Annotated in this window: 6 protein-coding genes and 2 pseudogenes; 6 read left to right on the top strand and 2 right to left on the bottom strand. The window is 69.6% G+C overall.

The annotated features are described in order from the left end of the window. Positions 1 to 199: 199 nt before the first annotated feature. A pseudogene (locus ACFWWR_RS40850) lies at positions 200 to 1,872 on the bottom strand (IS1182 family transposase). A 79-nt stretch (positions 1,873 to 1,951) separates the two neighbouring features. Between ACFWWR_RS40850 and ACFWWR_RS40845 the strand changes: the two are divergent. The 6 genes and pseudogenes from ACFWWR_RS40845 to ACFWWR_RS40820 all read left to right on the top strand — a co-directional run. After that, positions 1,952 to 2,272, top strand: a complete 321-nt coding sequence (locus ACFWWR_RS40845; protein WP_384308976.1) for a hypothetical protein — start codon at positions 1,952 to 1,954, stop codon at positions 2,270 to 2,272. Between the two features lie 163 nt (positions 2,273 to 2,435). Next, complete coding sequence (locus ACFWWR_RS40840) at positions 2,436 to 2,822, top strand: hypothetical protein (RefSeq protein WP_384308974.1); 387 nt, start codon at positions 2,436 to 2,438, stop codon at positions 2,820 to 2,822. A gap of 56 nt (positions 2,823 to 2,878) precedes the next feature. Beyond that, positions 2,879 to 3,490 (top strand): cell envelope biogenesis protein OmpA, encoded by a 612-nt coding sequence (locus ACFWWR_RS40835; protein WP_384308971.1) that lies wholly within the window; start codon positions 2,879 to 2,881, stop codon positions 3,488 to 3,490. Positions 3,491 to 3,520: 30 nt separating this feature from the next. Beyond that, positions 3,521 to 4,363, top strand: coding sequence for a hypothetical protein (locus ACFWWR_RS40830; protein ID WP_384308969.1), 843 nt, complete (start codon positions 3,521 to 3,523; stop codon positions 4,361 to 4,363). A gap of 16 nt (positions 4,364 to 4,379) precedes the next feature. Next, a complete protein-coding gene (locus ACFWWR_RS40825) occupies positions 4,380 to 4,850 on the top strand; it encodes a single-stranded DNA-binding protein (protein ID WP_384308967.1) in 471 nt (156 codons plus the stop codon). Positions 4,851 to 5,066: 216 nt separating this feature from the next. Then, positions 5,067 to 5,369 (top strand): annotated as a pseudogene (locus tag ACFWWR_RS40820) (TSUP family transporter); the annotation flags it as partial. Between the two features lie 16 nt (positions 5,370 to 5,385). On the opposite strand, the gene ACFWWR_RS40815 reads toward ACFWWR_RS40820, so the two are convergent. Continuing rightward, positions 5,386 to 5,898 (bottom strand): anthrone oxygenase family protein, encoded by a 513-nt coding sequence (locus ACFWWR_RS40815; protein WP_384308964.1) that lies wholly within the window; start codon positions 5,896 to 5,898, stop codon positions 5,386 to 5,388. Positions 5,899 to 6,201: the final 303 nt, after the last annotated feature.

Raw genomic sequence — 6,201 nt, 5'->3', positions numbered from 1 at the left:
TTCCCGGTTGCATGCCGTTTGGTTTCGGAGTAGGAATTAGGGGTTCTCAGGCCGCCCCCCGGGCATCTGGGCGGCGCCCGCCCTCCGCCGATCAACCGGCCTGGCCTCCCAGCCCGGCCCGCACGTGAAAGGCCGTCATGACCGACCAGCAGCAGGCCCCGTCCCCCGACCCGGATGCTGTTGGTTAATTCGGGGCCGTCTACTTCGCCCCGCTGGTCTTCAGACCAGCGGGGCGAAGTGCTGCGAAGTGGCTGGTGCGGGTGCGGGCTCGTCGGGTGCCGGTGAGGTGGGCGTCGATGCGGGCGAGGTTGATCGCTGCTCCGGTGAGCTGGTGCTGGAGGCTGGTCTTGGCAAGCCCGCGGTAGCGGGATCTGCGCAGGCCGCAGCGGTTCACGGCCTGAGAAATAGCACCTTCGACACCGGCGCGGAGCTTGTAGCGTTCCTTCCACGCGTCGGTCTCCTGCTCGGCCCGGCGCTGGTGCAGGACCTCATGAATGTCCCGGTCCTGGATGGTTACTGTAGTTTGCGGCGTGGTCCGCGGGTGCAGGAGTTCTTGACCTGGCAGGACCCGCAGTCGGTCTTCGAGAACTGCACCCGGATCTCGACCTTGTCCCGCACGGGTTCCCTCGCCCAGCGGGTGCTGTTCTTCCCGCCGGGGCAGGTCACCGTCTGGCAGTCCCAGTCGATGCTGAACGCGCCGACGGGAAAGGTCTCTGAGGCTTGGGCCCGGTTCTGCCAGCCGGTGCCGGGCATCATCGGCCCCACCAGCTCCACGTTGTGGTCGCGTCGGGCAGCCACGATGTGGCGGGCGGTGACGTAGCCGGTGTCGACCAGGTGCTCGCCGGGAAGCAGCCGGCGCTCGGCGAGAGCGGCGTGGACAGCCGGGACCAGGTCGAAGTCACTGACCGTGGCATCGGTCGTGGCGACGTTCGTGATCAGGTCCGGCGTGTCGGCCCCGCAGGTCTCGGTGAGGTGGACTTTGTATCCGTCCCACATCGTGTCGCGCTTGACGCTGCCGCGCGCTTCGACGTCATAGGGGGTGACCAGGCGAATCGCGCCCGGCGGTCGGTCTTTTGGGTCCCGCCGCCGCACCTCGCCCTCGACCAGGTGGAAGTGCTGCACCCACATCTGCCTCAGGCTCTCCACCTCCGGCACCGCCCGCAGTGCGGCGGGCACACCGGCCGAGGTGACGGCCTCAAGCAGCCGCATCCCGTCGTTTCCGATCCGTCGGCCGACCTCGTCCCGCTTGGCCGGGGTCTTGGGGAAGCGCGAGTCCTCGGCCCGGGTGGCGTAGTGCCTGAACCAGTCCGGCTCAGCGACCTCGGCCAGCCAGTCGGGAACGGCGACAGCGAGCGCGTTCAGGGCCGCGCGCAGGGTTTCGGCGACCATCTCCAGCCATCCCAGCTCCCGCGCCGCCGACAGCACATGCGTGGAGTCGGTCCGGGCCTTGCCCCTGCCGGTGAGCAACCCCTTGTCCCGGGCCGCGGCAAGAATGCGGTCCAGCACCCGCCGTCCGGCATCCGCGTGAACCAGCCGGTCCCTGAACTCCGACAGCACCGAGAAGTCGAAGCCCGGATCATCCAGCCGGAGCCCGAGGGCGTACTTGAAGTCGATCCGGGCCCGTACCGCCTCCGCGGCCTGCCGGTCGGTCAGCCCTTCCACGAACTGCAACACCAGCACCAGCGCAAGGCGTCCCGGCGACCAGGCGGGCTTGCCCCGCACCGGGAACAGGTCCGCGAACTCCTCGTCCGTGAACAGCGGCCCCAGCTCATCACGAACCCGGATCGCCAGACTCCCCTTCGGGAACGCGGCCCGAGCCACCCGCACCGTCTCCGCCGGGATCTCCCCAGACCCCTTCGGCTGCATCGACATCCGCACCCACCCCATACGACAACGTCGGCCTTCAAAACCACAACCGGGTCTTGAAGGCCGACGTCACGCAGGCCCCGAATTGACCAACAGCATCCGACCCGGACGGCGAGGCCCTCGACCGCCCCTGACCCTCGCCGTGCTGCGCCATCTGGTCCGCAAGGACTGGAAGGGCTTGCCCGGAGACACGCTCGTCGTGCTGTCCCGGGACGCCGAGGGCAACCTCTTCTCTCCGTTCTCCACCTACAGCTTCTCCCGGTACGCGCCGACCCACAGCGACCTCGTCGGCGACGTCTTCCCGCTGCCGGAGGAGCTCAAGGCGGACCAGTCTCTGCGCGAGCTGTACGCGGACGGCATCCCCGACACCGCTCTCCCCGCGCTGGTGCTCTACCCGCTCGGCTGAGCGAACGCCTGCGGGCGGGGCGGCCCCCGTCGGCCGCCCCGCCCGCGGGCCGTCAACTCCCCCTTTCCCGAGGCCTCTTTCTTGCCACGATCCTCAACGAAAGCGACGTGTCACCGCCATGTCCGCCCCACCACAAGCCCTCCGGGAAGGACCGCAGGCCCCGGTGCTGGTCATCAGCGACAGCACCGACGACGATCCGGTCGGCCTGCGGACGAGCCCGGTCCCCCGCCTGCACCTGCCATCGCCGTTGTTCAGCGCCGAGGAGTACCAGCGCGCTCCGCTCGTGCTCCTGGACGACCGCAGCTACGCCGACTTCACGCTCCGCCACGTGCCGCACCGCCGGGGACTGATCGTCGTCCTGGTCGACCCCGACGACGGCACCATCTACCCCCGGGCCGCCGCCATCGGTGCCGAGGCCGTCATCCGGGCCGGAGACAACCTCAACTGGCTGCATCTGCGCCTGCACGACGCCACCGAATGCCGCTACGCCCACTGGGAAGCGCTCCTGGCCGGCGGTCCCGCCGACCCTCCCCCACCGGCCAGCAGCTGACATCGGGCAGCACGAGCCCCCGTGGCACGCCCCCGCGATCCGAAGGAACTCACCCCATGCACGCCATACCCCAACGCTGTGCCCGCCGGCCGCTGGCGGGCGGGCTGGTGGTGCCGTACGTGACCCTGATCCACGACGGTCACGCGGCCTTCGGTGTCCTCGACGCCGACAAGGCCCACGCCGCCTTCCGGCGACGCCTGTGCCAGATCTGCGAACACCCGCTGGACGAACGGTGCTTCCTGCTCGTCCGCCCGGCCGACGTCCTCAAGGGCTGCTCCCCGGAACCGGCGCTGCACCCCGAGTGCCTGCCGTACACCGCCGACCACTGCCCGATGCTGAACGGCATCGCCACGCACTACCGCCGCAGCCCGGTCCTGGTCAGCCACCCCGCCGGACGGCCCTGCACCGATCCGTCCTGCCCCTGCCCGGCCCGCACGACGGACGAGGGTCACGCCGCCCGCAGCGGCAGCCCTGCCGACCGGTACGAGGCCTGGATGATCCACACCCGGAACTACCAGCTGGTCTCGCTGCCCGAGCGGCCCGATGTGTCCTCCGGCATCAGCCTCGACGTGCCTGTCCTGCGCAAACGCGTGCTGCGCACCGCGACCCTCACCCCCGAACAGCAACACCTGATGGACCTCTTCAACGGCCTCATGAACGGGGCCTGACCGCCCCGTTCCGCACGGAAGGAAACCGCCATGCTGATCAAACCGGACCCGGCCACGCTCGCAGGCGAGGCCATCATCGACCTGGCCGACCTGATGGACGGCCTCCAGGAGCGCACCGGCGAATGGCCGGGTGCGGACACCGTCGACATCGTCGAAGGGTGGCTGAGCCGCTTCAGCTTCGCCGTCACCGACAACCTCACCACGCAGGCAGCCGGCCGGGCATGGGTGCTGCGTCAGTGGAACCGGCACAGCGATGACGTGACCCTCTGGTCCGACGAGGCTTCCGCCCTGGCCTCGCTCGCGCAGGAGGTACGCAGTTCCTGGGACGACGTGGCGGGCACCGACGGTTTCCCGTACCGGCCTCCCTCCGACGACCAGACGGCCGTGGACCTCTACTACGGGCCGGAGAACAACCGCGGCAACGCGGGTTACACGCTGTACCCCGCCGACATCTCCCGTCACGTGCGCACGCCCCTCAGCCTCAGCCTCTCGGACGCCGAGGCCTGCGCGGAGGCGAACAGCTCGGCGGTCTTCCACCCGATGGAGGGCCCCGACGACGAAGGCCTGCCCTGCATCGAGATCGCGGGCATCCTCGTGTTCGCCTACCTCGACGCCGACCGCGGAGCCGTACGGGTCTCCGTTCATCTGGACACCACCGACGAGCAGTTGGTCCGGGCCGACGGCACGGTCCCGTTGCAGGTGGAGATCGAGGACGCCACGGTGTTCGACAACCTCACCCCCCCCCGCCGGCCCCGGCGCAGCCGACCGGGTGGAAGGCCCGCTTCCGGCGTCTCACCCGCCGGACCGCACTCCCCGGCGGCGGGAAGTGCCGACAGGGGGGTTGACCCTCCCCCAGAAAACACTATTATTTGATGTAGGAGGTGTTCGCATGGCCCCGTCCGTCACGCACGTGACCGGCACCGTCGCCGGTGGCTTGGAAGTCCGCTTCACCCAAGACGGCATTGCTGTCTGCCGGTTCCGCCTCACCGAGACCCCCACGCAGTGGGATGCCGCCGCGCAGAAGTGGCGTGACCTGGACCCGATTCCCTACATCTGCACCGCCTGGCGGGACCTGGCCAGCAACGCCGCTGAATCGCTCGTCGACGGGGTCAACGTCCTGGTCAAGGGGCGCATCACCGCGATCATGGACAACTCCATCTATCTGAGCGTCGACGACCTCGGCATCAGCCTGCGCAAGCGCATCGCCTACACCGAGACCAGCCTGCCCAGTCCGATCGCCGCCCGCCCGGTCACCGTTCCCCCGGCGCCTCAGCCCGCCGCCGCATCCCGCCCGGACACCGGAGGACCGGGCAACCCGCCCGCCTGGTGGGAGGAGAAGCGGGCCTCCCGCTGGTCCTAGCCCGGTCCTCTTCACCGCAGCCGCCGACGGCACTCCCCTTCCCGTCGGCCGCTGACCACTTCCCCCTTCGCCCGCCCCGGCGCGGCACCGGTTCGCCTGCCGGTGCCGCGCCCTGCCCGAAAGGCCGGCCGTCATGCCCGCACACGCCCTGTCCGAACGAGCCTCACGCGCCGCGCTCGCCGCCCACTTCGCCCCCGGCAGGCGGTGAAGGTGCTCATGGCCGCCGCCCTGGTCGTCACCCACACCACTACCCTGGACACGCTCGCGCTCCCGCTATGGGCCCAGGTCCCATGCGGCGTCGCGGCCGGATTCGGCATCGGGGTGGTCGCCGCGATCATGGGCGTCGCCGGAGGCGAGCTGCTGATCCCGACGATCGTGCTGCTGTTCGGAGAAGACATCAAGACCGCCGGAAGCCTCTCCCTGCTGGTCTCCCTGCCGACCATGCTGGTCGCGTTCGCCCGCTACAGCCGCGACGGCAGCTTCTCCGTCCTCGGCGCCAACATCCGCTTCACCACGATCATGGCCGCAGGCTCCGTCACCGGCGCGGTGCTCGGCGGATTGTCCGCGCCGAGGTGTTCGGCGGGCTTGAACGACGTGTACGAGGCAGCGACGTTGCAAGGGCGAGGGCCGCGAAGGCGAGGACCGCGGCTACCGTCCGGACGGCGTGGGCGATCTGCCAGCGGTCCCGTACGTTGGTCCAGTTGGAGGGCGGGGACTGGGCGTTCCAGTGGAGTTGATCGGAGTTGATGGGCAGGTTGACGGTGAGCGTGAGGCCGAGAACGAGGACCAGAAGGGCGAGTGCGGCCACGGTCGGCCATCGGGTGTTTGTTCGGTAGGTCTGGTAAGCCAGTACCGCTGTGGCGATCAGCGCCGGCAGGAGTGTGGCGACGGCGAGTTTGTCGAGGGAGTCGAGTTCGACCAGCCGGACCTGGGTGTAGACGGTGCTGTCGAAGCCGCGCAGCGAGAGTTCCAGGACGAGGACTGACGTGAGGAATCCGGCGAACAGTCCCGCGCATACGAGGCTGACGAAACGGGCGCACTTCGTCATGATCACGCTCTTTCGTGATGGGTGACCCGGGCGGCGAAGGGGCGGGCGGGACGGCCGAGGCGTCTTCTTGACTTTGTTGGTGGCCGTCGCGGGTCGTCGCTTGTTTCCTCTGTCGCAGCCCGGGTCGTGTGCGAGGCTGGTTATGGGTCAGTTCGCGATTCCTACGACCTGCTCGATGGTGTCCGGCTGGTTCACCATGGCGAGCATGTGGTGGGCGACGTCGGCGCGTGGCACGGAGAACCCGCCCCGGATGTTGCGGTTCCACGCGGTCCGGTACGTGCCGGTCAGGGGCTTGTCGGTGAG

Origin of the sequence: Streptomyces sp. NPDC058678 (assembly GCF_042714835.1) — a bacterium.
Taxonomy (GTDB): Bacteria; Actinomycetota; Actinomycetes; order Streptomycetales; family Streptomycetaceae; genus Streptomyces.
The sequence above is the reverse complement of the archived record's forward strand: the minus strand, read 5'-3'. Positions and strand labels throughout refer to the sequence as shown.

Excerpts from the sequence above, each read along its gene's own strand:
- ACFWWR_RS40835 (WP_384308971.1), top strand. The coding sequence starts at position 2,879 with ATGCACGCCATACCCCAACGCTGTGCCCGCCGGCCGCTGGCGGGCGGG.
- ACFWWR_RS40830 (WP_384308969.1), top strand. The coding sequence starts at position 3,521 with ATGCTGATCAAACCGGACCCGGCCACGCTCGCAGGCGAGGCCATCATC.
- ACFWWR_RS40825 (WP_384308967.1), top strand. The coding sequence starts at position 4,380 with ATGGCCCCGTCCGTCACGCACGTGACCGGCACCGTCGCCGGTGGCTTG.
- ACFWWR_RS40815 (WP_384308964.1), bottom strand. The coding sequence starts at position 5,898 with ATGACGAAGTGCGCCCGTTTCGTCAGCCTCGTATGCGCGGGACTGTTC.